Here is a 25,266-nt window from a genome sequence, read left to right as displayed (position 1 = left end):
CACGACTGGAAAGGCCCTTTCGACTCCATGGTTGCGAACGCCCCGCTGAACGCCGCCGCCCTGCCCGCCCACGTTGTCCCCGCCTACGCCGTGGAGGTGCGCGGCCTCACCAAGACCTACCAGGCCTCTGGAAAGGCCGGCCCGAAACAAGCCCTTAAGGGCATCGACCTGGCGATTCCGCGCGGTGCGGTGTTCGGGCTGCTGGGGCCGAACGGAGCGGGCAAGTCCACGCTCATCAACATCATGGCCGGACTGGTCAACAAGACCGGCGGCACGGTGTCGATCTGGGGAACCGACATCGACGCCCATCCGCGCCAGGCGCGGGCGTCGATCGGCGTGGTCCCCCAGGAACTGAACATGGACCCCTTTTTCACCCCGCGGGAAATGCTGGAGCTTCAGGCCGGCCTCTACGGCGTGCCCAAGGCCGAGCGCCGGACCGAGGAGCTGCTGGAGGCGGTGGGTCTGCGCGACAAGGCCGACGCCTACGCCCGGTCGCTGTCGGGCGGCATGAAGCGGCGGCTGATGGTGGCGAAGGCGATGGTGCACACCCCGCCCGTCCTGGTGCTGGACGAGCCGACCGCCGGCGTGGACGTGGAACTGCGCATCCAGCTGTGGGAGCATGTGCGCAAGCTGAACCGCGAGGGCTCGACGGTGTTGCTGACCACCCACTATCTGGAGGAGGCGCAGGAGCTGTGCGACTCCATCGCCATCATCAACCATGGCACGGTGGTGGCCTGCGAGCCGACGGCGACGCTGCTCCGCCGGGTGGACGCCAAGGCGCTGACCGTGCTGGTCGACCGCGACCTGGACGCCGTGCCGGCGGAGCTGTCCGCCTTCACCGCCGAACTGGCCGAGCCGCGGCGCCTGATCGTCCGCTATCAGCCGAGCCGCCAGCGGGTGGACGGCATCCTCGCCGCGCTGGCCGGGGCGGGGCTGGGGGTGGTCGACCTCAGCACCGAGGAGTCGGACCTGGAGGACATCTTCCTGCAATTGACCGGCGGCGCGCATGCCCGCAAGGAGATCGCGCACGATGCGGCGTAGGGCGGGCGGCCGGATGGCAAAACTGATCGTCGGGATCGGCCTTCTGCTGTCCGGCTGCACCGCGGCCTACCAGCCGATGGGCCTCCCCGTGGCCCAGCCGGCCCTGACCGACAGCGCCCTGGTCGCCGCCGACGGCTTCGAACTGCCGCTGCGCCGCTGGCTGCCCGAGGGCGGGGCGCCGCACGCGGTGGTTCTGGCCCTGCACGGCTACAACGATTATTCCAACGCCTTCGACGGGGCCGGTCGCAGCCTCGCCGCGCGGGGGATCGCGGTCTACGCCTACGACCAGCGGGGGTTCGGCGCCACGCGGAACACCGGCATCTGGCCGGGCACCGACACGCTGGTCGCCGACCTCAAGACCGCCGTCTCGCAGATCCACGCCCGCCATCCCGGCCTGCCGGTCTATCTGATGGGCGAGAGCATGGGCGGCGCCGTGGTGCTGGCGGCGATGACCAGCGCGACTCCGCCCGACGTGAACGGCACGGTCCTGGTCGCCCCCGCCGTCTGGGGCCGGGACGCGATGGGCTTCTTCCCGCGGGCCCTGCTCTGGCTCAGCTACAACATGGTGCCGGGGATGGTGGTGCACCCACCGAAGGACCTGAAGATCCAGGCGTCCGACAACATCGAGATGCTGCGCGCGCTGGGGCGCGACCCGCTGGTCATCAAGGGTTCCCGCGTCGATGCGCTGGAGGGGCTGACCGACCTGATGGGCACCGCCCTGGCCGCCTGCGCCCATCTGAAGGTGCCGTCCCTGGTGCTCTATGGAGCCCACGAGGAGGTGCTGCCGAAGACCCCTGTCAACCGCGCGGTCGAGGACTTCGAGTCCGGCGGGCGGCATGTGGTGGCGGTCTATCCCGACGGCTGGCACATGCTGCTGCGCGACCTGAAGGGTCAGGTGGTGGTCAACGACATCGCCGCCTGGCTCGAGAACCCCAAGCAGCCCCTGGCCAGCGGCGCCGACCGCAACCGCAGCCTCCTGGCCGCGAAATAAGCACGGATGGGCGGCCCCGGCGGGGGGTGAAAAAATGTCGAAAGGAGTGTTTGCACTCGGTCAGGCTTTTCGCTATGGTGCGCCTCCGCTGATGATGGACCCGTAGCTCAGCTGGATAGAGCGCTGCCCTCCGAAGGCAGAGGCCGATGGTTCGAATCCATTCGGGTCCGCCAGCGATTTCAAAGGCTTAGCCGCAATGCGGGCTAGGCCTTTTTTTATTTGTATCCCCGCATTGCTGTTTGAACGCTACGCCAGCTCCCGGACAACAGGGGCATGCTCGCGGGTGCCCGCCATCGGGTCCTCACCGGCCCGGCTCCGGTTCCCCCCTCCCATCAAATACGCGGCCGTGACTCCCGTCACCCCTCCCCACACCACATGGGCGGCCAGCATCAGGCCGTTGCGGGCACGTGGATGGCGGGTTGCGGGGGTCAGGATGCGCATCGCCGGAATCCAGCCGAGATAGCTGGCGCCCCAGACCGCGAGGCCGTAGCCGATCCCTGTCGCCACCGCCGGTCCGCCGACGCGCTGCGCGACCACCGGATACAGGGCTCCGGCGGCGGCGCCGTAGCCGTAATGCAGGGCGAGCGTCAGGTCGCGGCGCTCCGGTTCGTCCAGCGCGTCCATCACACCGGTCGGGCCGACGACCCGGTCGGTAATCAGGCGCGGCGGCAACGGGTAACGGTCCTTCTCCGGCAGGGCGCGGAACATCGCGCGCATGGCCGCCGTCATGGCGACGGTGCCGGCCAGCCCGGCGATGGCTCCGGCGACAGAGTGGTTCATGGGAAAGGGACCAGAGGTTGTTGTGGTGAGCCTCCAATCAACAGGACCCCGCCTTTCAAGGTTCCTGGCGAAGCCCCAGGGGCGCCGGCGAAACCTCTTGCCCGGCCAAGCGTTGAACGGATCAGGGCGTGGCATCGGAATCAAGGTGCAGCACATGCGTCGCTTTCTGCGGGACAACGGACTGTCGGTCGCCTTGTTCGGGCTGTTCCTCGTCTCCATCGTCGGGCAGGTGCTGGCCGGGTGGCGGGCCCTGGCGGAGGAGCTTCACCTGCACGCCCAGCCGCCCGTCGGCTTCCTCGATTACCTGACCACCGGCCATTTCCTGTCGGCGACCTTCGAGAACTGGGAGAGCGAGTTCCTCCAGATGTCGGTCTATGTGCTGCTGACCGCCATCCTGGTCCAGAAGGGCTCCTCGGAATCCAAGAAGCCGGGAGAGGCCAACCCGGAGGACGAAGCGCCCGAGCGGCGGCGCGGCGATCCCGACGCGCCCTGGCCGGTGCACCGGGGCGGCCTGCTGCTGCGGCTCTACTCCCACTCGCTCAGCGTCGCGCTGGTGACGCTGTTCGTGATGTCCTTCGTCCTGCATCTGGCGGGCAGCACGCGGCGCTCGAACGAGGAGGCGGCGTGGCATCACCAGCCCATCCGGACCATGGGCGAAACCCTCGCCGATCCGGAATTCTGGTACGAGAGCTTCCAGAACTGGCAAAGCGAGTTCCTGTCCATGGGGGTTCTGGTCGTGCTCGGCATCTATCTGCGCGAGCGCGGCTCCCCCGAATCCAAGCCGGTCGCCGCCCCCAACCGCCAAACCGGCGACTGACCGCACGGCCCTTCACGACCGGTCTTTTCGGGGGCGTCGGGCGCTCGACTCTCGGGCCGCCTTCGGCCATGGTATCGCCCCGAAGGGAAGAGGCCGCATCATGTCCGACGAAAAGACCACCGACACGCTCCAGACCGTCACCGACGCCCCCGCGCCCGCCGGGGAAGGCAGCGGCCTGTATCTCGTGGACGGGTCGGGCTTCATCTTCCGGGCCTTCCATGCCCTGCCGATGCTGAACCGCCCGGACGGCACGCCGGTGAACGCGGTGCTGGGCTTCTCCAACATGCTGCTGAAGCTGCTGGCTGACCTCAAGGCCTCCGCGGTGGCGGTGGTCTTCGATTCGAAGCGGCTGAACTTCCGCAACGAGTTCTATCCCGAATACAAGGCCCACCGCCCGGAGCCGCCGGAGGAGCTGAAGCCCCAGTTCGCCCTGATCCGCGAGGCGACGGAGGCCTTCTGCCTGCCTTGCCTGGAGCTGGAGGGCTACGAGGCCGATGACCTGATCGCCACCTACGCGCGGCTGGCCAACGAGGCCGGGCGCGAGGTCACCATCGTGTCGTCCGACAAGGACATGATGCAGCTCGTCCGCCCCGGCGTGCGCATGCTCGACCCGCTGAAGAACAAGCCCATCGGCCCCGACGAGGTGTTCGAGAAGTTCGGCGTCGCCCCCGACCGGGTGGTGGACGTGCAGGCGCTGGCCGGCGACAGCGTCGACAACGTGCCGGGCGTGCCGGGCATCGGCGTGAAGACCGCCGCCCAGCTCATCACCGAATACGGCGACCTGGAATCGCTGCTGGCCCGCGCCGGCGAGATCAAGCAGCCGGCCCGCCGCCAGAAGCTGATCGACTTCGCGGAGCAGGCGCGGATCTCCCGCCGCCTCGTCCTGCTGGACGACCACGCCCCGCCGCCGAAGCCGCTGGAGGAGCTGCGCGTCCGCGAGCCCGACCACCAGAAGCTGATCGACTTCCTGCGCGCCCAGGGCTTCCGCACCATCGTCAGCCGCGTCGAGGCGGAGATGCGCAAGGACGGCACCATCGCCGACGGCGCCGTCCCCTCATCCGTCACGCCGTCCGCCGGCCCGGCCAAGGCCACCGCTTCCACCGGCACCGCCCCGGCGGCGGAGATCGGCGCGCCGCGCAGCCGCCCTGCCCCGCCGACCGACGTCGAGCAGCGCTACGAACTGGTGCAGGACCTCGACGCCCTGGCCGTCTGGCTGGAGCGCGCCCGCACCACCGGCGTCCTGGCCGTGGACACCGAGACCAACTCGCTGACCCCCGCCACGGCGACGCTGGTCGGCATCTCGCTGGCGACCGAGCCGGGGCTGGCCTGCTACATCCCCCTGGCGCATCAGGCCCCCAACGCCGCGGCCAGCGGGGAGCTGTCCTTCGAGACGCCGGAAGCGCCCAAGCAGATCCCGGCGGAGGACGCGCTGAAGGCCCTGAAGGAGGTGCTGGAGGACCCGGCCATCCTGAAGATCGGGCACAATTTCAAGTTCGACCATCAGCTCTTCGCCCGCCACGACGTGCGCGTGTCGCCAATCGACGACAGCATGCTGATCTCCTACGTGCTGGAGGGCGGCGCCCACGGCCACGGCATGGACGAGCTGGCGGAGCTGCACCTCGCCCACACGACCATCCCCTACAAGGAGGTCTGCGGCACCGGGAAGAACCAGATCACCTTCGATCGCGTGCCGCTGGACAAGGCTTTGGCCTACGCCGCGGAGGACGCCGACATCACGCTGCGCCTGTGGCGGGTGCTGAAGCCGCGGCTGGTCGACGAGCGGATGGTCACCGTCTACGAGACGCTGGAACGCCCGTTGGTCCCGGTGATCGCCGACATGGAATCCTGCGGCATCCGGGTGGACCGGGCCGCACTCGCCCGCCTGTCCCAGGACCTCGCCGTCCGCATGGCGGAGATCGAGAAGGAGGTGCACGGGCACGCCGGGCGCAGCTTCAACATCGGCTCGCCCAAGCAGCTCGGCGAGATCCTGTTCGACGAGATGAAGCTCGGCACCGGCAAGAAGGGCAAGACCGGCGCCTACTCCACCGATTCCAGCGTGCTGGAGGAGCTGGCGGAGCAGGGCCACGTCATCGCCCAGCGCGTGCTCGACTGGCGGCAGCTCGCCAAGCTGAAGAACACCTACACCGACGCGCTCCAGGCCCAGATCGTCGAGGGGTCGGAGCGCGTCCACACCGCCTTCGCCATGGCGGCGACCAACACCGGCCGCCTGTCCTCGACCGACCCGAACCTGCAGAACATCCCGGTCCGCACCGAGGAGGGGCGCAAGATCCGCCGCGCCTTCGTCGCCGCTCCCGGCCACAAGCTGATCTCCATCGACTATTCGCAGATCGAGCTGCGGCTGGTCGCCGAGATGGCCGACATCGCCGCGCTGAAACAGGCCTTCCAGGACGGCATCGACATTCACGCGGCCACCGCCAGCCAGGTCTTCGGCGTGCCGCTGGACCAGATGACCTCGGAAATCCGGCGCAAGGCCAAGGCGATCAACTTCGGCATCATCTACGGCATTTCCGGCTTCGGGCTGGGCCGCCAGCTCGGCATCGCGCCGGGCGAGGCCAACGCCTTCATCAAGGCCTATTTCGAGCGCTTCCACGAGCTGAAGGTGTGGATGGAGGCGACCAAGGCCTTCGCCCGCCAGAACGGCCATGTGGTGACTCTGTTCGGGCGGCGCTGTTACATCCCCGGCATCCACGACAAGAACGCCGCCCGCCGCGCCTTCGCGGAACGGCAGGCGATCAACGCGCCGATCCAGGGCACCGCCGCCGACATCATGAAGCGCGCCATGGCCCGCGTGCCCGCCGCCCTGACGGAGGCCGGCTTCGACGAGGTCCGCATGCTGCTCCAGGTGCACGACGAACTGCTGTTCGAGGCGCCGGAGGATCAGGCCGAACGCGCCGCCGCCCTGGTGCGGCAGGTCATGGAGGGGGCCGCGACGCTCGGCGTGCCGCTGGTGGCGGAGGCCGGCATCGGCGGCAATTGGGATGAGGCGCACTGAGATGTCCGGCAAGGATGCCAGCGCCAAGGAACCCGCCGACCCCGAGTTCGAGGCGCTGATCCGCTACATCCAGGAAAGCCGCGGCCTCGATTTCCGCGGCTACAAGCGCACCAGCCTGCAACGGCGCATCCGCCGCCGGATGGAGGAGGCCGACTGCGAGGATTTCGCCGCCTACCACGGACTGCTGGAAGCCGACCCGCAGGAATTCATCCATCTCCTGAACACCGTGCTGATCAACGTGACCTCCTTCTTCCGCGACACCGAGTCGTGGGACGTGCTGCGGAAGGACGTAGTCCCACAGATCCTGGCGCAGCGGTCCGACCGCGACCCCATCCGCATCTGGAGCGCCGGCTGCGCGTCGGGGGAGGAGCCCTATTCCCTCGCCATGCTGCTCGCCGAGGCTCTGGGCAAGGACGCCTTCATCAACCGGGTGAAGATCTACGCCACCGACCTGGACGATGCGGCGCTGAACACCGCGCGGCACGCCATCTACTCGCCGCGCGACGTGGAAAGCGTGCCGCCCGCGTTGCTGGAGCGGTATTTCGAGCGCACCAACAACCACTATGTCTTCCAGCGCGAGCTGCGCAAATGCGTGATTTTCGGGCGGCACAATCTGGTGACCGACGCCCCGATCTCGCGCATCGACCTGCTGGTCTGCCGCAACCTGCTGATTTATCTGGAGAGCGACACCCAGAACATCGTCCTGCCGCGCCTCCACTACGCGCTGACCAACGACGGCGTCCTGTTCCTCGGCAAGGCGGAGACCCAGCTCGCCCGCTCCAAAATGTTCGAGCCGGTGAACCTGAAGAGCCGCATCTTCCGCAAGGTGCCGCAGGAATGGCGGCGCAGCCTGGGCGGCAGCCTGACCATCGCGCCGGAGAACAACAACCACCGGCAGAGCTTCCAGAGCCGGCTGATGGAAGGCATCGTCGACAGCAGCGCCACTGCCTATCTGTCGGTCAATGGCGATGGCATCCTGGTCTTCGCCAACGCCATGGCCCGGCGCCTTCTCGACGTGGGCGAGATCGACATCGGCCGCCCGTTCCAGGACCTGTCGATCTCCTACCGCCCGGCGGAGCTGCGCTCGCGCATCGAGGAGGTGCAGAAGACCGGGCGCGTGGTGCGCATCGAGCATCAGGAATTCGCCCGCCCGCCGGGCGAACCGATGCGCCTGACCATCGAAATCTCCCTGCTCTACGGGCGCGACGGCAAGCCCTTCGCGACGCTGCTCGGCTTCACCGACACCAGCCGGCATTTCCAGGTGCAGCAGGAGCTGGAGGCGGCCCAGGAGAGCCTGGAGACGACAATCGAGGAGCTGCAAAGCTCCAACGAGGAGCTGGAGACGACCAACGAGGAGCTCCAGTCCACCAACGAGGAGTTGGAAACCACCAACGAGGAACTCCAGTCCACCAACGAGGAGCTGGAGACCATGAACGAGGAGCTGCGCTCCGCGAACGAGGAGCTGGAGGTCGCCAACGAGGAGCTGCGCCGCCAGGGCGAGGAGTCCGGGGAGTTCCGCCGCTACTCGGAATCGGTCCTGCGCAGCATGGACGTGGGCATCATCGTCCTGGACCAGGATTTGCGCGTGCGCTCCTGGAACCGCTGGGGCGAGAACATGTGGGGCCTGCGCGCCGAGGAGGTGCAGGACGAGGACTTCCTCGACCTCGACATCGGCCTGCCGGTGCACCGGCTCCGCCTCGACCTGGAGAGGGTCCTGCACAGCGAGGCGCCGCAGACGCCCGTCATGCTGAACGCCGTGGACCGGCGCGGCCGCGCGGTGACCTGCCGGGTCCGGCTCTCCCCGCTGCTGTACGAGGCGCGGGAGGCCCGCGGCGTCGTCCTGATCATCGAGGACGTGACCGAGCAGACGCGCAGCGAGGCCTTCGCCGGCTATCTCGGACGGATCATCGGCGAATCCCTGAACGAGGTTTATTTCCTGGACCCGTCCAGCTTCCGTTTCCTGCTGGTGAACCGCGGCGCCGAGACCAAGCTGGGCTACAAGCTGGAGCATCTGAAACGGTTGGCCGTGCACGATCTGATGCCCGAGGTGCCGGTGGAGCGCTTCCGGGCGCTCGTGGCGCCTCTTCTCTCGGGCGACAAGGAGGAGGTGGTCTTCGAGACGGTGATGCAGGGCAGCCAGCGCGGCCCCCATCCGGTCGAGGTCTGCCTTCAGCATTTCGGCGGGGAACAGCCGCCGATCCTCGTCGCCATGGTGCACGACACCACCGAACGCCAGCATCTCGGCACGGAGGGCGGCGAGAAGGCGGAGGCGGAGTAAGGGGTCAGGTAGGGAGACGAGTCAGAACCGGTCGGGCGCATTGCCGCTTCCGGGGTGGAAAGGGGGGCGAATCCACTCCTCGCCAAGGAAGCGGATCAGCACCTCCGCGCGCTCGTGCGCCTCGCGCCCGGCCTCGTCCCACCGCTTGGCGGACAGCGCCTGCCCCATGCCCTGCGCCGTCTCGGCAAGGCGCCGGCACAGGGCGGCGCGTTCGTTCAAAGCCCGCAGCGCCACCTCGAACGCCTGCTCCATCCTGTGAAGCTGCGCCTCCTCCATGCTGTCGGCGCCGTAGCGGTGGCCGATGTGGCAGGTGAAGTAGGGCAGCGTGTCCACCCTGGTCTCCCGGAGCGCCCCTCCGCAATCCGGGCAGGTCAGGGCGGCCGGCCTGTTCAAGTCGTATATGCCTTCCATGGGCGTCTCCTTGGATGCCGCGGGCGGTGTGGCGTCCGCATCGCGTTCCGCAACCAGCCGGACGAGCAGTGCCCCCATGGCCGCCGCCGGCACGCAGTGATCGACCGCAACGTGGTCGAGCGCGCTGCGCGGCATGCCGGGATACCGCGCATCCACGGGGTCCTGCACCACGGCGACGCCGCCCCGCCGCTTGATCTCGGCAAGGCCCGCCGTGCCGTCGTTCAACGTCCCCGACAGGACCACGCCGATGACCGCCGGTCCGCAAGCCTGCGCGGCGGACCGGAACAGCGGATCGGCGGCGGGCCGGGTGCCGTTCTCGCGCGGCCCGCGCAACAGGCGCAGGCACCAGGGCGGTTCCACCACAAGATGGCACCCCGGCGGCGCCACGTAAATGCGGCCGCATCGGAGCGCCTCCCGGTCCGTGGCGTGGCTGGCCGGAAGCGGCCCGGCCCGGTCAAGAATGGACGGCGCGGCGCTGGGCCGATCCCCGATGTGCAGGACGACACACACCGCCGCGCGCAGCCCGCCCGGCAAGCCGCCGACCAGGGCCTCCAGCGCCTCCAGCCCACCCGCCGACGCGCCGACCACGATCAGGGCATTGTCCGTCATGATGCCCCAGCCTTGGCCCGTTCCGCATCGGCTGGAGGCGCTGTCATCAATCCTCCCCTTCCCCGGCCATGCTGCCTGCCAACGCCTGACCCTGCTGGGACAGCACCTCCTTCAGCATCGCCACGGTGCGCTCGGCCTCCCGGGCGGACTTGGCCCAATGGGCCTCGACGGCGGCGTGGCCGTGCTCACGGGCCCGCTCGGCCAGGCGCCGGAACATGATGGCTCGGTCCTGGTGGGTGCGCAGGGCAACCCAGATGGCCTTCTCGATCGACTCCCGGTGGGCCTCCGCCAGGGTCTCGGGGCCGTAGGCGTGGCCGACCTTGCAGCGGAAGCGCAGCAGCGGGCCATCCTCGATCTCCACCAGATTGCCGCCGCAATCGGGGCAGCTCAGCGTGCTCGGCTTGCCGACGGAGGCGGTGAGTTCCGGCACCGCGTCGAACTCGTTCTCCGGGACGCGCGCCTCCATCGCGACGTCGTCGGGCACCGGCACCGGGGGGCCGGGCGGCTCGTTCATCAGGCGGCCCAGCAGCGCCGGCAGATCGGACAGCGGGGCGCAGGCGTCCACGGAGATGTGCCGCATGGCGTTGCGCGGCATGTCCGGCCATTCGGCGTCGTCCGGGTCCTGGACCAGCGCCAGCCCGCCGCAGCGCTTGACCGCGCGCAGCCCGGCGGTTCCATCGTCCAGCGTGCCGGTCAGGATCAGCCCCACCGCCCGCACCCCATAGGCGACCGCCACCGACCGGAACAGCGGGTCGATGGCCGGGCGGCAGCGGTTCTCCCGCGCCCCGCGGCGCACCAGCGCGCAGCCGTCCTTGACGAGCAGATGATGATCGGGCGGGGCGACGTGGATCCAGCCCTCCCGCACCGGCTCGCCATCCTCGGGATGGAAGGCGGGAAGCCAGCCGGCGCGCGACAACAGAACCGGCAGCACGCTGTGCGTGGCACCGATGTGCTGAACGACGAAGACCGTAGCCGTCACGTCGCGCGGCATGGCCGCAAACAGCCTTCGCAGGGCGGTGATCCCGCCGGCGGAGGCCCCGATGGCCAGGATGTCCCTCTTATCCATGGGTCGGGCACAACCGTTTTTGCATGCAAAGCACCAACAGCGCTTCGGCCGGGAAATCCCGGCTTTGGTCTTATAACTTTTCCACGTGCGCGCTGTTGTGCGGTCTGTGCAATCATTCGTTCCCAGCGAAGGGGGAGGGCTTGAACCGATCGGCATCCATCCATGCGGGGGACGAGGCGCGCGAGTCCGAATGTGAATCGTTGCGCCAGCGCGTCGCGGAGCTGGACCGGAGCCTGGAACAGGCCCTGGTGACGGCGGAGGACGCGCAGGAGGAAGCCCGCCTTCTCGCCGCCGATCGGATTCAGATGGAAGAGGAGATGACCGCGCAGCGGCAGGAGATCGCCGCGTTGCGCGAACGCCTCACCCTGTCGGAAACCCGCCGGGCGGAACTGCTCGACGCCCTGGCGGACTCCGACCAGCGCTTGAACACGCTCCGCCGGGACGAAAGCCATCTGTCGGAGGAACTCCAGACCTCCTACGAGGAGCTTCAGGTCCTCACCGAGGAACTGGAGGAGGCCAACGCCGATCTGGAGCAGCGGGTCGAGGAGCGCACGGCCCAGCTCGCCGAGAGCGAGCGGCGGTTCCGCACCCTGTTCGAGGCGATGGACGAGGGGTTCCTCCTCGCCGACGTCCTGTTCGACGGCGACCGGCCGGCGGATGTCCTCCATCTGGAGATGAATCCCGCGGCGCAGCGCATGATGGGGGAGGACTTCGTGGGGCGGCGGCTGCGCGAGATCAGCCCGGCCTTCGAGGATCACTGGTACGAGGTGTTCGGCCGCGCCGCCCGTGACGGGGAACCAACGCGGACGGAGCTGTACGCCGGTCCGCTGGAGAAGTGGCTCAGCTTCTACGTCTTCAAGGTCGGCGCCCCCGAGCAGCGCCGCATCGCCGTGATCTTCCGCGACGTGACCGAGCGCAAGCGGACGCAGGAGCAGCTGAAGCGCGCCAAGGAAGCCGCCGAGGCGGCGAACCGGGCCAAGACCAAGTTCCTCGCCGCGGCCAGCCACGACCTGCGCCAGCCGATCCAGGCGGCGGCCCTCTACGCCCACGTCCTGCTCGGCTCGGTCGGCGCCGACCCGATCGCCCAGGAATCGCTCAACCGGCTGAAGGCGTCCATCGACAGCCTCAACGGCATGCTGAGCGGGCTGCTCGACCTGTCCCGGCTGGAGGCCGGCGTCATCGAGGTGTCGGTCGCAGACTTCTCCCCCACCGCCCTGATGACCCGTCTGACCGAGGAATTCCGCGGCGTGGCCGAGGCCTCGTCCATCGAATTGCGCTGCCAGCCCAGCCGCCTTGCGGTGTGCACCGATCCGCACCTTCTGGAACGGATGCTGCGCAATCTGCTGTCCAACGCCATCGCCCATGGCCGGCCGAAGGGAACGGACGGCAAAGGAATGGATGGCCGAGGCCGGGTGCTGGTCGGATGCCGCCGCCGGGCGGATGGGGTCGAGTTCCAGGTGTGGGACAACGGGCCGGGCATCCCCGAGGACGCCCGCGAGGCCATCTTCGAGGAGTTCCGCCAGCTCAAAAACCCGGAGCGCAACGCCACCCAGGGCTTCGGGTTGGGGCTGTCCATCGTGTCGCGCATCGCCCACCTGCTGGGAACGGAGGTGACGTTGCGCTCGTGGGTCGGGTCGGGTTCGGTCTTCTCCGTGACGGTCCCCTACGCCCGCAAGCCGGCCACCGGCGCCGCGGCGGTGCCGGCCGTCAGCCGGGAGCCGCGGCTGAAGGGGCGCACGGTGCTGCTGGTCGAGGACGACGAGCAGGTCCGCCGCAGCATGACCATGATGCTGAAGCGCTGGGGCCTGCGCGTGGTCGCCGTGTCCTCGGCGGGGGAGCTGGCCGCGACGCTGCCCAGCCTGCGGCGCCCCCATGTGGTGCTGACCGACTACCGTCTGCCGGGCGGCGACTCCGGGCGCTCGGTGGTCGAACTGGTGCGCCAGCGCTGGCCGGTGCCGGGCATCATCATCACCGGCGACACCGCCCCGGAACGCTTGCGCGAGGCGATGTCGCTCGGCTGCCGCCTGCTGCACAAGCCGGTGCTGCCCGCCGATCTGGCCGGCGCGCTGGGCGAGGTGTTGCCCTCCTGAGGTTGCGTGCCGGCGCGGGGGTGCGACCAATGGTCCATTGCCCCTTCGGCTTAGCCCGATTAGCCTAACCCCTTGCTCGGATAAAGGGGTTCGCCCGGGACATGCGGGTTTCGCTCGGAAGCATCGGACGCAGGCTGGGCCGCGCCGCCGTGATGGCGGGCGGCATGGCCTTGCTGCTGCAGCTTCTCGGCTGGGCCTTCCTGGTCCCGGTGGTCAACGCCGCGACCGGCGAGACGGTCATGATCTGCACACCGCAGGGCATGGCCTCCATCACCCTCCCCGACGGCCCACCGCCCCAATCCCTGCTTCCGGCCCAGATCCCGGACAGCAAGCCCACGCTGTCCATGGGCGAGGACTGCCCGGTCTGCGGGCTGGTCGCCGGCCTCACCGCGCCGCCGCCGCCGTTGACCGTGGTGCTGCCGGTTTCCGTCGTCGCCCACAGCTCCATCGGGCTGCCCGGCCAGCACATCGCCGCCGGCTGGTTCCTGTCCCGGCTGAAGGCCCGAGCGCCCCCGGCCCTCGTCTGACCGCACTCGGCACGCGCCCTGTGATCGCCGCGCCCGGCTGTTGAGCCCGGCGGCGCGGCCCTCCCGACCGTGCCCAACCTCATCATCCGTCACGCCAGCCTTCGCACCGCAATCCGCCGGTCGCGATCCCTTGCGCGCCACCCGCGCGCGGATCGGTGACCGGGCGGGACGGCAAGGCTGCGCCGATTTTCACTCGTCCCCTGTCGAGAACGAGCCCCCGATGATTCGCCTGACCACCGCCGCCGCCGCGGCGAACGCCCCCCGCTTGTCCAAGCGCCTTCTCGCCTCCACCGCCCTTCTGACGGCGGTCCTCGCCGCGCTGAGCGCAGCACCGGCCCAAGCCCAGACCCCGCAGGCCCTGCCCGCCGTCCCGGTCGAGACGGACACCGCCCCCGCCGCCACGGCGCCGGAGACGGGTCTGTCCCGGCCGCTCGGCGCCGGCACGCTCGACGCCGCCGAAATCGCCAGCCGTAAGCTGGCCAGCCCGGACGCCGCGGCGCTGCTGCGCAGCCTGCCGGGCGTGTCGCTCTACAGCGCGGGCGGCTTCTCCAGCCTGCCGGCGCTGAACGGTCTGGCCGACGACCGCGTGCGCGTCCAGCTCGACGGCATGCCGATGACCGCCGCCTGCGCCAACCACATGAACGCGCCGCTGTCCTACGCCGACCCCACCATCATCGGCGCCATCGAGGCCATCGCCGGGGTCACCCCGGTCAGCAAGGGCGGCGACAGCATCGCCGGCACCGTCTCGGTGACCAGCAAGCCCGCCGTCTACGCCCAGCCCGGCGAGCCCATCCACGGCGAGGGCAGCCTGTCCACCGTCTACCGCTCGAACGGCAACGGCACCACCCTGTCCGGCACCGCCACCGCGGCGACCGAGCGGTTCAGCCTGCGCTACAGCGGCGCCTGGAGCCGGGCGGACGATTACGAGGACGGCGACGGGGACAAGGTCCGCTCCACCCTCTACAACGTGCAGAACCACGCGCTGTCGGCCAGCGCGCGCAAGGACGGGCACGAGATCACCCTGTCCGGCGGCTACCAGTATTCGCCCTATTCCGGCTTCGCGAACCAGCGCATGGACATGACGCTGAACCGCGGCACCACGCTGAACGGCCATTACAAGGGCGAGTTCGACTGGGGCACGCTGGACGGCCGCGCCTTCTGGCAGCGCACCGTCCACGCCATGAATTTCCTGCACGACAAGGGCGGCGCCGACCGCGGCGGCATGCCGATGAACACGGACTCGCACGAGATGGGCTACGCCGTCTCGGCGGAGGTGCCGCTGTCGGCGCAGGACACGCTGCGCGTCGGCAACGAGCTGGTCCGCTACCGCATCGACGACTGGTGGCCGCCGGTCGCCGGGGCGGCGATGATGTCGCCGCTGACCTTCGTGAACCTGAACGACGCGCGGCGCGACCGGCTGGGCACCTTCGCCGAGTGGGAGAAGCGCTGGACCCCGGCCTGGACCTCGCTGCTCGGCGTGCGCAACGACGTGGTGTGGATGGAGAACGGGCCGGTCCAGCCCTATTCCTGGGCCAACACGATCGGCATGGGCATGATGGGCATGGCGAACCCGGACGCGGCGGCGGCGCGGGCCTTCAACCGGGGCGACCGCTCCAAGACCGACGTGAACATGGACGCCACCGCCCTGCTCCGCTTCGCGCCGTCCGCGTCGGAACGCTACGAGCTGGGCTTCGCCCGCAAGACCCGCTCGCCCAACCTGTACGAGCGCTTCGCCTGGGGCACCGGGGGCATGTCCTCCACCATGATCGGCTGGTACGGCGACGCCAACGGCTATGTCGGCAACCCGGACCTGAAGCCGGAGACCGCCTACACGGTCGGCGCCACCGCCGCCTGGCAGGACGCCGCGGCCAAGCGCTGGTCGGTCAAGGTCACGCCCTATTACTCGCACGTCGAGAACTTCATCGACGCCGACCGCGTCGGCACCCTGTCGAACGGCTTCGTCCAGCTGCGCTTCGCCAACCACGCGGCGGAGCTGTACGGCATCAACGCCGAGGGCCGCAGCACCGTCCACCAGGACGAGCGGCTGGGCGAGTTCACGGTGGGTGCCGTGGTCAGCTACGTCCGCGGCCGCAACCTCGACACCGGGCGCGACCTCTATCACATCATGCCGCTGAACGGGACGATCGACCTCGGCCACCGGCTGGGCGACTGGAGCAGCGTCCTGGAGTTCCAGATGGTCGGGCGCAAGTCTTTGGTCGATTCCGGGCGGAACGAGCCGGAAACACCCAGCTACGCCCTGGTCAACCTGCGCACCAGCTACGTCTGGGGCAACCTGCGCGCCGACGTCGGGATCGAGAACCTGTTCGACGCCCACTACGACCTGCCGCTGGGCGGCGTCGATTATGGCGATTTCCGCGCCAGCGGCAACCGCCAGCCGATCGGCGCGCTGGCTGGCATGGGGAGGTCCTTCACCCTCGGCCTGACCATGGCGTTCTGATGGAGGCCGGCTGACGAGGTCCCCCGCCTTGCGCGCGATCCGCCTGCATGGGCGTCCCCAGCCGGCCCGCCGGCCGCTGGGGGCGCTCGCCTTGTCCGGGACGCTGCACGCCGGCGTCCTGGCCGTCCTCCTGTCCGCCGCCGGAGCGGCCCCCGGCATCGTCGCGGAGGAAACCGGCGCCGTCAGCCTCAACGACACCATCACCCCGGTGATCGAGGTGATGCTAGTGGCGTCCGAGGCGGACAGCGGCCCGCCGCCGGCAGCGGTTGCCGAGCCGGAGATCACCCCGGAGATCGAGCCGCAGCGGGACCCCGCACCGGAACCGGAGCCGGAGCCCACTCCCGAACCGGCGCCCCCGGTGGTTGAGCCGGCTCCGGAATCCGCACCGGAAGCGATCCCTCCACCACCACCCAAGCCGCTGCCAAAGCCAGCGCCGAAGCCGCCCGTCAAGGCGATGACGAAACCGCAGGCGGCTCCTGTTCCGAATCCTTCCCCGGCGCCGTCCACCGAAACCGGAATTGGCCACGCCGCCGCCGCGTCCGAGCCGGTCTCGGCGAGCCGGGGCGCGGTGGTGGATTACGGAGCGCAGGTCTGGGCCTGGATCGGACGGCACAAGCCGGAGAAGGTGGTCGGCGGCGGGCAGGCCACCGTCAAGCTGACCCTCGGCACGGCGGGCGAGGTGCTCGACGCCGCCATCCTGACGTCGAGCGGCGACGAGGCGTTGGACCGGGCGGCCCTGGCCGCGGTGCGCAAGGCATCCCCCTTCCCCACCCCGCCGCCCGGCCTGACGGCGGAGGATCGCGTCTTCTCCGTGCCCTTCCTGTTCCGCCCGCGGTGACTCCGGCGCGCCGGAAGCGGCGCTCAACCCTGCCCACCCCCACTTCCCGTTTGCGCTTTGCGGCTCCACGTAGGATAAAGCGCCCCAATTCCCGAGATTTCCGACGGCGAGCACCCCCATGGGCTTCAATTGCGGCATCGTCGGCCTGCCGAACGTCGGCAAGTCGACCCTGTTCAACGCGCTGACCGCCACCCAGGCGGCCGAGGCGGCGAACTTCCCCTTCTGCACCAAGGAGCCGAACGTCGGCCGCGTCGGCGTCCCCGACCCGCGGCTGGACAAGCTGGCGGCCATCGCCAAGTCGCAGAAGACCATCCCGACCCAGCTCGAATTCGTCGACATCGCCGGCCTGATCCGCGGCGCCTCGAAGGGTGAAGGTCTGGGCAACCAGTTCCTCGCCAACATCCGCGAGGTGGACGCCATCGTCCACGTCCTGCGCTGCTTCGAGGACGACGACGTCACCCATGTGGAAGGCAACGTCGATCCCCTCCGCGACGCCGAGGTGGTCGAGACGGAGCTGATGCTCGCCGACATGGAGAGCCTGGAGCGCCAGCTCACCAGCCTCCAGAAGAAGGCCAAGGGCGGCGACAAGGACTCCAAGATCAAGGCCGATCTGATGGAGCGCGCGCTGAAGGTCCTCCAGGACGGCAAGCCGGCCCGCGTCGTCGAGGTCAGCGAGGAGGAGAAGCCGGTCTTCAAGCAGTTCATGCTGCTGACCGCCAAGCCCGTCCTCTACGTCTGCAACGTCGAGGAGGCCTCCGCCGCCACCGGCAACAGCCTGACCGCCAAGGTCGCCGAGAAGGCCAAGGCCGAGAACGCCGGCATGGTCGTCATCTCCGCCGCCATCGAGGCGGAGGTCGCCCAGCTCTCCGACGCCGCCGAGAAGCAGGAGTTCCTGGAATCCCTCGGTCTGGAGGAGACCGGCCTCAACAAGCTGATCCGCGCCGGCTTCCAGCTGCTCGACCTCATCACCTTCTTCACCGTCGGCCCGAAGGAGGCCCGCGCCTGGACCGTGCGCCGCGGCGCCAAGGCCCCGGAAGCGGCGGGCGTCATCCACACCGATTTCGAGCGCGGCTTCATCCGGGCCGAGACCATCGACTTCGACAGCTACGTCACGCTGAGCGGCGAGCAGGGCGCCAAGGACAACGGCAAGATGCGCCAGGAAGGCAAGGAATACGTCGTCAACGACGGCGACATCTTCCATTTCCGCTTCAACGTCTGATTGGAATTCCGTTAACCCCTTCCCCTCTGCGAGGGAGAAGGGGTTAACAACACCCAATCTTATCACCGTCGAGAAATCCGTTAACCCTTTCGTAAAACTGGAAAAACCGCTTAAATACCCCTGAGATATGGTTAACAAGCCTCGTTTCGGCTGTTAAGTCCCATTGGATGGGCGACAACCGAGGGCCGGACCGGAGGGGATATGGCGGTGAACCAGAACGCGACCGTCGCGCCGGGTGCCATCGCGCCGGGTGCCGGCACCTTCTCCGACCGCGTCCGCGACGCCATCCGGCATGGCGAGCTGCGCCTCGCCTTCCAGCCGCAGGCCGACACCCACAGCGGCCGTCTGACCGGGTTCGAGGCGCTGTCGCGCTGGCGGCTCGACGACGGAACGGTGATCCCGCCCGACGTCTTCATTCCCATGGCGGAGACCAGCGACGCCATCCACATTCTCGGCGAATGGACGGTGCGCCGCGCCTGCGAGACCGCCGCGGGCTGGATGCAGGACGGCATCGCCGACGTGCCGGTGGCGGTGAACCTGTCGGCGCGGCAGTTGCAGGACCCCGGCTTCGCCCGCACCGTCCTGGGCATCCTCGCCGAAACCGGCCTGCCCGCCGCCAACCTGAAGCTGGAACTGACCGAAACCGCCCTGTTCGAGCACAGCGAGTCCTCGCGCGAGGTGCTGACGCAGTTGCGCGGCGCCGGGGTGCGGCTGGTGCTGGACGATTTCGGGACGGGCTATTCCTCGCTGTCCCTGCTGCGCCGCGTGCCGGTGGAGGCGCTGAAGATCGACAAGCATTTCACCCAGGCTATGGTCCAGGACCGCGACGCCGCCGCCATCGTGCGCGCCATCATCGACCTCGCCCATGCGCTGGGGATGCAGGCGATCGCCGAAGGGGTGGAGACCGACGAGGAGCTTCTGTATCTGCGCGCCTACCGCTGCGACCGCATCCAGGGCTATCTGCTGGCCAAGCCCCTGGACGCGGCGCAGGTCCCCGACTTCATCCGGCGGCTCGCCGCGACGCCGACAGGCGGATGACCCGCTCCGTCTCGTCCCATTCGGTCAGTTCCGCGGCCTCCTCAATGGTGGCCCAGCGCGCCTCCAGGGCATCGTCGGCGCAGACCGCCTCGCCCTCCGGGCTCTCCGCCGCCACCTCGACGATGGTGTAGTGGTACTGGACGGCCCCGGTGTCGTCGAGCGTCATGGCGTCCACCACCGTGACCACCTCGGTCGGCACGACGTGCAGGCCGGTTTCCTCCAGCACCTCGCGCACCGCCGTCTCGAACACCGTCTCGCCCACCGACTGGGCGCCGCCCGGCAGGCTCCACTGCCCCATCCGCGGCGGACGGCCCCGGCGGATCAGCAGCACCCGGTCGCCGCGCCACACCACGGCGCCCACCCCCACCCAGGGACGGTCGGGGTATTCACGGCCGGAACGGTCGGCGGGGGGTGTGCTGGACATGGTTGCTCCTCGTTGCGCTTGACCCGACGCTAACCCAGGGGGACAGTCGGATACCAGTGGCCAAGAGGCCGAACGAACCGCCGCCCCGGACGCCGCCATGAAGCTCAACGAGATCCGCACCTTCGTCGCCGTGGCCGAAGCCCAGTCGGTGCAGGAGGCCGCGCACCGGCTGGGGCTGACCCAGTCCGCCGTCTCGCGCCTGATCCAGCGGCTGGAGGCGGAGCTTGGCGTGTCCCTGTTCGACCGTCAGACCAAGCCGCTGGCCCTGACCCGCGACGGCGAGATGGCGCTGGCCCACGCGCACCGGGTGCTGAAGGCGACGGACGAGCTGTCGGACGCCTTCGCCGGGGCCGCCCAGCCCAAGGGGCTGCTGCGGCTGGGCGTGGCCCATGTGCTGAGCGCCATTGCCGCGCACCATCCGCTGGACCGGCTGCGCGCCGCCTTCCCCGGCCTGACCATCCGCCTGCATTCGGACTGGAGCACGCCGCTGGTCGAACAGGTGCGCAACGGCACGCTGGACGGCGCGCTGGTGCTGACCCACGACGCCCAGACGCCGCCGGACGACCTGGACGCCGTCTGCATCTCGCGCGAGCCGGTGCGGATCGTCGCGTCGGCCGAGCTGGCCGGGCAGCGGGACTGGACCCTGCCGGCGATGAACGCGGTGGGCTGGGTGCTCCAGCCCGAGGGCTGCCAGTACCGGACCGCCATGGGCCGGGCGATGGCCCAGCACGGACCGGCGCTGAACGTCACGGTGGAGGGATTCGACCAGTCGCTGCTGCTGTCGCTGGTCGCCCGCGGCGTCGGGTTCGGGCTGGCGCCGCTGCGGCTCATCGCCCCGACGCTGCACGCCACGCAGGTGCGGCCGCTGGAGTGCCCGGACTTCGCGCTGACCGTCGCGGTGTGGCTGCTGCGCGGCCGCTTCACCGGGCGCATCGGCCCCGTCTTCGACGCGCTGGAGGACAGCCTGCTGGACCTGCTGCCCCCGGCGGAAGAGGCGCCTCTGCCCCTGCCCTGCCATTCCGCGGCCGAATAACCTTCTTTCCCATTGTGAATTTGCTGCACGCCCGGCGCACGCTTATCGTGTGACCCTGATGAGACGCGGGCCAGCGTTGCCGCACCGGCCACAGCCCGCGCCGAGGGAGGATAACTTGGACACCAGCAACCGGGTGGGCGGGGCGCCGTCGCCCCGCTCCTGGCGGACGCCGGGATTCGTCGTCGCCTGCGGCTGCCTGATCGCCATGCTGGCGTTCGGCCCGCGGTCCAGCATGGGCCTGTTCACTGCACCGCTGTCGGAGACGCACGGCTGGGGCCGCGACGTCTTCGCCCTGTCGATCGCCATCCAGAATCTGGTCTGGGGCATCGGCACCCCCTTCGCCGGCGCGCTCTGCGACCGCTACGGCCCGGCGCTGGTGCTGGGGATCAGCGGCGTTCTCTACGCGCTGGGGCTGGCGCTGATGCCCTACGCCGACACGCCGCTGATGCTGCATCTCAGCTCCGGCCTGCTGATCGGTCTGGGTCTGGCCGGGGCGTCCTTCGGCATCGTCATCGCCGGCTTCAGCCGCATCGTCCCGCCGGAGAAGCGGAGCTGGTCGATGGGCGTCGCCACCGCCGCCGGCTCGATGGGCCAGTTCCTGTTCGCCCCCACCGGCCAAGCCTTCATCGCCGCCTACGGCTGGCAGACGGCGCTGATCCTGTTCGGCGCCTCGATGCTGATGATCCCGGTGCTCGCCTCCTCCTTCGCCGGGGCGGCCGGGTCGAAGAGCGCGCAGGCCGTCACCGGGGCCGACATCGGCTTCGCCGCGACGATCCGGCAGGCCTTCAAGCACCGCAGCTACGTGCTGCTGGTCACCGGCTTCTTCGTCTGCGGCTTCCAGCTCGCCTTCATCACCACGCACCTGCCGCCCTACCTGACCGCCGCCGGGATCAGCCCCGGCCTCGCCTCCTGGGCGATGGCGCTGATCGGGCTGTTCAACGTCGTCGGCTCCTACATGTCGGGCGTGCTGGGCGGCAAGATGAGCAAGCGCCTGCTGCTCTGCGCCAACTACACGCTGCGCGGCTTGTGCACGGCGCTCTTCATCCTGCTGCCGGTCACCCCGGTTTCGGTGATCCTCTACGCCGCGGCGATGGGCCTGCTCTGGCTGTCCACGGTGCCGCCGACCTCCGGCCTCGTCGTTCTGATGTTCGGCACGCGCTATCTCGGCATGCTCTACGGCTTCGCCTTCCTCAGCCATCAGGTGGGCGGCTTCCTCGGCGTGTGGCTGGGCGGCGTGCTGTACGAGCGCATCGGCTCCTACGACATGGTGTGGTGGGCCAGCGTGGCCCTGGCCTTTGCCGCCGCGGTGGTGAACTGGCCGATCGCCGAGAAGCCCGCCCCCGCCCTGGCGGCGGAAGCGAAGGCCTGACGGTCATGACGAACCCGGCGCCCGCCTCCTCTCCCGGCTTCGGCCACGGCTTCGCGCTGGCGCTCGGCGCGCTGGCGCTGGTCGTCTGGGCGGCGGTGACGGGGGTGGCGCTGAAGCAGGCGGCTCTCAACGAGGAGGACGGCGGCACGGTGCTCGCCGTCTTCCCGCCGGGCACCCCGACCGCCGACGCCTTCACCGCGGTGGTCCGCGCCGGCGGCCAGCCGGTGCGCCAGACCTGGATCCCCTTCGCCTGGGTCGCCCGCAGCGATGGCGGCGGCTTCGTCGGCCGCCTGAAGGAGGAAGGGGCGGTCACCGCCTACGGCGAGCTGTCGGTCGGCCCGGCGCTGGGCGGCTGCGCGGTGGTCTCGCTGGACGACAAGAGGCCGGTCGGCTTCCAGTTCAAGTGACGTCAAAAACCCGTCATCAAGCGGCAACAGGACCGCAGTTCGGGTATTGACAACCCCCGCCAGGAAGAGCAGGCTATCTCTCAGAGCAACACTGGTTGAGGTGAAGACGCGGTGGACACCGCATCAAGTTGGCCCAAAAGCCAGCTTCTCATCACAGCAAATGTTCCCGTAGCCAGGAGGGTGTGATCATCATGAGTCCACCTGCGCTTACTTGAGGAAGCCGACCTGTTCGGCCACACATTTCTGAACATTGCCGTTGAGACGGCTCAACCATTGCGGATGTCCTGGCACAGCCGCTGAAACCCCCGCCCCCCGCGCGGGGGTTTCGCTTTTTCGGGTTCCCGGTGCGGCAGCCTCCACCATGATGAAGGCCGCCGCCGGCGGTGATCAGGCGTCGACCTGATGCCCCTCCAGGAACATCGCCTTGGACAGGGCGTCGAAAAAGCTCTGGTAGGGCGCCGGATCTTCCACGGGCATGATGTTGTACTGGGCGTTGGCCCGGACGAGCGTCTGCGTGGTGCCGCGAGCCCGCGTGGTCACCGTGATCCGCAGGAGATAGCCGTCCAGCTTCGTGGCGCTGACCGTACCGAGCGTCGCGTCCGCCTTGTCCACCACGAAGCCGAGATCCTGAAGCGTCGCGATGATGGTGCGCAGCATCTTCTGCTGGTCGGTGGTGTCGTAGGCCCGCGTCTGATAAGACCGAACCTGAACCTGCGATTTGGAGGTTTCGAGGACCTGGCTGCGCGAATCCGTCTGACAGGCGCTGACGGTCATCGCCAGGGCGATCATCGGAAAAGCAAAAAACTTCTTCATGATCATCAAATCTCGTTGGCCGTCAGGAACACGGATTGGGAGAGCTTGTCAAAGAACTGCTGATACATCACCGGATCGGTCAGCCCTTCGATCTTCGACACCACGTTGTGGTTGTTCCAGACAATGCGTTGGAACGTGACCCGGACGGCCGTCTTCTGATCGTCAATGGGTCGCGTCACGAGGCTGACGCGGATTTTCTGTTTGGTGTCGAACTGCATCGCGTTTGCACCGAACAGGACGGCCATGACGACCGCGCCGGCAACCTGCCCGGCCTCGGTCGCGTCGCGGTCTTTGGAACCGACGATCAGACCGGCGGGAACCGTGCTCTCGTCAATGGTGAAGCCAAGGTCCTGGATGACCGCCGCGCTCGCCTGAAGCAGTTTGGCTTCTTCACTGGTGTCGAAGCGACGCGTCTGCATTTGCCGCTGCTGCAGGCTCTCATGGGAAAGCTGGAGGGCTTCCTTGGGAATGGTCTGCTGGCAACCGGACATGAGAAAGGCGGCAGCCAAAGTTGCCGCGATCGTCTTCTTCATCACAAGGCCCCCGCTCAGAAGCTCGACGTGCGATAGGCAAAGTCCCGAACGCGCTGAGCGTTGTCGAACTTTATGATGATCGTCAGAGTGCGCTGCGTTACGGACTTCGCACCGCTGGCCTCACCATAGCCCGGCGAAACCCCCGCCCCCAGGAGTCCGGCCGGCCCCAGGACGCCGCCAAGGACCAGAGCGGAAACGCCTCCCTGGGACGTGGAGTAGGCCGTTTCCGTCGAGATTTTGTCGTAGACCCAGCTTTCACGCCGCTGCTCGTCCGTGGTCACCATGTTCGGCGAACCCAGGACCTGAACGACGTCCGCGGAAGACATGCCGACGCGAATTTCGCGCTGGACCGTTCCGACCGTCACCCGATCATTTGAATTGTTCGCCACAGCCGCCCTGTGCTGGTCCGCCGTCGCGCAACCAGCCAACGCCAGCGTCAAGACGGCAACACGAAGGGTCGCAATTCCCGCAGTTCGTTTTTTCATTTCTTGGCCTGTATGAACTCGAAGATTTCTCGAATTCAGTTTTAATTTTTTCGGTCGTTTGAGTCCACACCTAAAGCGTGCATATAGGAGTATGTATATAGTTTATAAGAGTTCTCTATTTTTTGCGGTGCAACTCAAAATGAATTGCGCCCCCAGGCCAGTCGGCCGTTTGGGAGCGAGGAAAAGAAAAACCCCTCCCCCGCGGTGGCGGGAGAGGGGCGAAGGCTTCGTGTCGCTTCAAACGGGTCCGCAGACCCGGGAGTCAAGGCACCGGCCGATCAGTACATGTGCTGGCCGCCGTTGATCGACAGGGTCGAGCCGGTGATGAAGCCGGCGTCGTCGCCGACCAGGAACAGCACGCCGCGAGCGATCTCCTCGGCCTTGCCGAGACGGCCGACCGGGATGCGGGCGACGATCTTCTCCAGCACGTTGGGCGGCACCGCGCGCACCATGTCGGTGTCGATGTAGCCCGGCGCGATGGCGTTGACGGTGACACCCTTGGCAGCACCCTCCTGGGCCAGCGCCTTGGTGAAGCCGTGGATGCCCGACTTGGCGGCGGCGTAGTTCACCTGACCGTACTGGCCGGCCTGACCGTTCACCGAGCCGATGTTGACGATGCGGCCGAAGCCGCGCTCGCGCATGCCGTCGATGACGTTGCGGCAGAGATTGAAGCAGGAGGTGAGGTTCGTCGCGATGACGTCGTTCCACTGCTGCGGGGTCATGCGGTGGATCACGCCGTCGCGGGTGATGCCCGCGTTGTTCACCACCACGTCCACCGGCCCGAGTTCGGCGGTGATCTTCGCGATGCCATCCTTCACGGCGTCGAAGTCCGACACGTCGAACTTGTAGACCGCGATGCCCGTGCGGGCCGAGAATTCCTTCGCCTTCTCATCGTTGCCGGCGTAGTTGGCGGCGACGACATAGCCGGCGTTCTTCAACGCGACGGAGATGGCTTCGCCGATACCGCGCGTTCCGCCCGTGACGACTGCAACTCGAGCCATTGGCTCCTCCCCCAGAGCTTGATGT

General features: G+C 68.7%; 22 protein-coding genes and 1 tRNA gene. 15 read left to right on the top strand and 8 right to left on the bottom strand.

The annotated features are described in order from the left end of the window. Window positions 1-27 precede the first annotated feature (27 nt). The 3 genes from ACWPN5_RS09995 to ACWPN5_RS09985 all read left to right on the top strand — a co-directional run bounded on the left by ACWPN5_RS09995 (window position 28) and on the right by ACWPN5_RS09985 (window position 2,205). Window positions 28-1,041 (top strand): ABC transporter ATP-binding protein, encoded by a 1,014-nt coding sequence (locus ACWPN5_RS09995; RefSeq protein ID WP_145690218.1) that lies wholly within the window; start codon window positions 28-30, stop codon window positions 1,039-1,041. 13 nt (window positions 1,042-1,054) lie between these two features. After that, window positions 1,055-2,032, top strand: coding sequence for an alpha/beta fold hydrolase (locus ACWPN5_RS09990; RefSeq protein ID WP_492295335.1), 978 nt, complete (start codon window positions 1,055-1,057; stop codon window positions 2,030-2,032). 96 nt (window positions 2,033-2,128) lie between these two features. Further along, a tRNA-Arg gene (locus ACWPN5_RS09985) sits at window positions 2,129-2,205 on the top strand. 73 nt (window positions 2,206-2,278) lie between these two features. Here the strand turns inward: ACWPN5_RS09985 and ACWPN5_RS09980 are convergent. Then, window positions 2,279-2,812 (bottom strand): hypothetical protein, encoded by a 534-nt coding sequence (locus ACWPN5_RS09980; RefSeq protein ID WP_492295334.1) that lies wholly within the window; start codon window positions 2,810-2,812, stop codon window positions 2,279-2,281. Window positions 2,813-2,966: 154 nt separating this feature from the next. Between ACWPN5_RS09980 and ACWPN5_RS09975 the strand changes: the two genes are divergently transcribed. From ACWPN5_RS09975 to ACWPN5_RS09965, 3 genes are all read left to right on the top strand, one after another. Further along, window positions 2,967-3,629 (top strand): DUF6766 family protein, encoded by a 663-nt coding sequence (locus ACWPN5_RS09975; protein ID WP_492295333.1) that lies wholly within the window; start codon window positions 2,967-2,969, stop codon window positions 3,627-3,629. A gap of 100 nt (window positions 3,630-3,729) precedes the next feature. Further along, on the top strand, window positions 3,730-6,642 hold the full coding sequence (gene polA / locus ACWPN5_RS09970) for a DNA polymerase I (RefSeq protein ID WP_492295332.1): 2,913 nt from the start codon (window positions 3,730-3,732) through the stop codon (window positions 6,640-6,642). 1 nt (window position 6,643) lies between these two features. Further along, on the top strand, window positions 6,644-8,920 hold the full coding sequence (locus tag ACWPN5_RS09965; RefSeq protein ID WP_492295331.1) for a CheR family methyltransferase: 2,277 nt from the start codon (window positions 6,644-6,646) through the stop codon (window positions 8,918-8,920). Between the two features lie 21 nt (window positions 8,921-8,941). On the opposite strand, the gene ACWPN5_RS09960 is transcribed toward ACWPN5_RS09965, so the two are convergent. Next, on the bottom strand, window positions 8,942-9,940 hold the full coding sequence (locus tag ACWPN5_RS09960) for a chemotaxis protein CheB (protein ID WP_492295330.1): 999 nt from the start codon (window positions 9,938-9,940) through the stop codon (window positions 8,942-8,944). A gap of 46 nt (window positions 9,941-9,986) precedes the next feature. Next, a complete protein-coding gene (locus ACWPN5_RS09955) occupies window positions 9,987-11,006 on the bottom strand; it encodes a chemotaxis protein CheB (RefSeq protein ID WP_492295329.1) in 1,020 nt (339 codons plus the stop codon). A gap of 140 nt (window positions 11,007-11,146) precedes the next feature. On the opposite strand from ACWPN5_RS09955, the gene ACWPN5_RS09950 reads away from it, so the two are divergent. From ACWPN5_RS09950 to ACWPN5_RS09925, 6 genes are all read left to right on the top strand, one after another. Next, entirely contained in the window at window positions 11,147-13,096 is a 1,950-nt protein-coding gene (locus ACWPN5_RS09950) for an ATP-binding response regulator (protein WP_492295328.1), read from the top strand. A 101-nt stretch (window positions 13,097-13,197) separates the two neighbouring features. Next, window positions 13,198-13,623, top strand: coding sequence for a DUF2946 family protein (locus tag ACWPN5_RS09945; protein ID WP_492295327.1), 426 nt, complete (start codon window positions 13,198-13,200; stop codon window positions 13,621-13,623). A 220-nt stretch (window positions 13,624-13,843) separates the two neighbouring features. Continuing rightward, window positions 13,844-16,081: a TonB-dependent receptor gene (locus ACWPN5_RS09940; protein ID WP_492295326.1), complete on the top strand. Its 2,238-nt coding sequence runs from the start codon at window positions 13,844-13,846 to the stop codon at window positions 16,079-16,081. A 28-nt stretch (window positions 16,082-16,109) separates the two neighbouring features. Then, window positions 16,110-16,919 (top strand): energy transducer TonB family protein, encoded by an 810-nt coding sequence (locus ACWPN5_RS09935; protein WP_492295325.1) that lies wholly within the window; start codon window positions 16,110-16,112, stop codon window positions 16,917-16,919. Between the two features lie 118 nt (window positions 16,920-17,037). Then, on the top strand, window positions 17,038-18,138 hold the full coding sequence (ychF, locus tag ACWPN5_RS09930; protein ID WP_492295324.1) for a redox-regulated ATPase YchF: 1,101 nt from the start codon (window positions 17,038-17,040) through the stop codon (window positions 18,136-18,138). 201 nt (window positions 18,139-18,339) lie between these two features. After that, the gene (locus ACWPN5_RS09925; RefSeq protein WP_492295323.1) at window positions 18,340-19,176 is read left to right on the top strand and encodes a putative bifunctional diguanylate cyclase/phosphodiesterase; all 837 of its coding nucleotides are present in this window, start codon (window positions 18,340-18,342) and stop codon (window positions 19,174-19,176) included. On the opposite strand, the gene ACWPN5_RS09920 is transcribed toward ACWPN5_RS09925, so the two are convergent. After that, a complete protein-coding gene (locus tag ACWPN5_RS09920) occupies window positions 19,139-19,600 on the bottom strand; it encodes an NUDIX hydrolase (protein WP_145690231.1) in 462 nt (153 codons plus the stop codon). The genes ACWPN5_RS09925 and ACWPN5_RS09920 overlap by 38 nt on opposite strands. 97 nt (window positions 19,601-19,697) lie before the next feature. Between ACWPN5_RS09920 and ACWPN5_RS09915 the strand changes: the two genes are divergently transcribed. From ACWPN5_RS09915 to ACWPN5_RS09905, 3 genes are all read left to right on the top strand, one after another. Then, complete coding sequence (locus ACWPN5_RS09915) at window positions 19,698-20,633, top strand: LysR family transcriptional regulator (protein ID WP_200479233.1); 936 nt, start codon at window positions 19,698-19,700, stop codon at window positions 20,631-20,633. Between the two features lie 115 nt (window positions 20,634-20,748). Then, the gene (locus tag ACWPN5_RS09910) at window positions 20,749-22,002 is read left to right on the top strand and encodes an MFS transporter (RefSeq protein WP_186466221.1); all 1,254 of its coding nucleotides are present in this window, start codon (window positions 20,749-20,751) and stop codon (window positions 22,000-22,002) included. A 5-nt stretch (window positions 22,003-22,007) separates the two neighbouring features. Beyond that, window positions 22,008-22,409: a hypothetical protein gene (locus tag ACWPN5_RS09905; protein ID WP_145690233.1), complete on the top strand. Its 402-nt coding sequence runs from the start codon at window positions 22,008-22,010 to the stop codon at window positions 22,407-22,409. 387 nt (window positions 22,410-22,796) lie between these two features. On the opposite strand, the gene ACWPN5_RS09900 is transcribed toward ACWPN5_RS09905, so the two are convergent. From ACWPN5_RS09900 to phbB, 4 genes are all read right to left on the bottom strand, one after another. After that, window positions 22,797-23,222 (bottom strand): hypothetical protein, encoded by a 426-nt coding sequence (locus ACWPN5_RS09900; RefSeq protein ID WP_145690234.1) that lies wholly within the window; start codon window positions 23,220-23,222, stop codon window positions 22,797-22,799. Between the two features lie 5 nt (window positions 23,223-23,227). Next, window positions 23,228-23,755, bottom strand: a complete 528-nt coding sequence (locus ACWPN5_RS09895) for a hypothetical protein (RefSeq protein WP_145690235.1) — start codon at window positions 23,753-23,755, stop codon at window positions 23,228-23,230. A 14-nt stretch (window positions 23,756-23,769) separates the two neighbouring features. Then, entirely contained in the window at window positions 23,770-24,240 is a 471-nt protein-coding gene (locus ACWPN5_RS09890; protein WP_145690236.1) for a hypothetical protein, read from the bottom strand. Window positions 24,241-24,518: 278 nt separating this feature from the next. Next, window positions 24,519-25,241, bottom strand: a complete 723-nt coding sequence (phbB, locus tag ACWPN5_RS09885; protein WP_119510469.1) for an acetoacetyl-CoA reductase — start codon at window positions 25,239-25,241, stop codon at window positions 24,519-24,521. Between the last annotated feature and the right edge of the window lie 25 nt (window positions 25,242-25,266).

The sequence above is a fragment of the Azospirillum sp. UENF 211521 genome (genome assembly GCF_058780535.1).
Note: the sequence above shows the minus strand (reverse complement) of the source record. Positions and strands in the feature narration are given on the sequence as shown.